This is a genomic window from Pseudoneobacillus rhizolycopersici (assembly GCF_054786815.1).
This window is the reverse complement of the sequence record NZ_JBTOOE010000108.1, coordinates 1-269: the sequence shown is the minus strand read 5'-3', so window position 1 is coordinate 269 and position 269 is coordinate 1. Positions and strand designations below refer to the sequence as shown.

The 269-nt window shown below is 53.5% G+C and carries 1 protein-coding gene; it reads right to left on the bottom strand.

Translation table 11 applies throughout. The features are described 5' to 3' along the window. Positions 1-248 (bottom strand): cation transporter (locus ACX9YW_RS23040; RefSeq protein ID WP_460351058.1); only part of this gene is annotated, 248 nt, incomplete at its 3' end. Positions 249-269: the final 21 nt, after the last annotated feature.

Here is a 269-nt window from a genome sequence, read left to right as displayed (position 1 = left end):
AGTGCTTCCGACGGGATTGATGACTCCGTCAGCGGTTTAGCCTTTGGGTGGCTTAACTCCGCGCCGTAACCGGCTTGTTTGATGGTTTCAATCAGCGCTTCTGCGCTGGCGCTCCCGGTAACATGCGCTTCTGTCACGGTGACATCCGCTTGCTCAACGTCCGGACGTTGTTCCAGACTTTCTTTAACGCGTTTTACGCAGTGACCACAGGACAGGCCGTCCAGGGTTAGATCGATTGTTTGAGACATAACCAACTCCTTTTTTGCAGG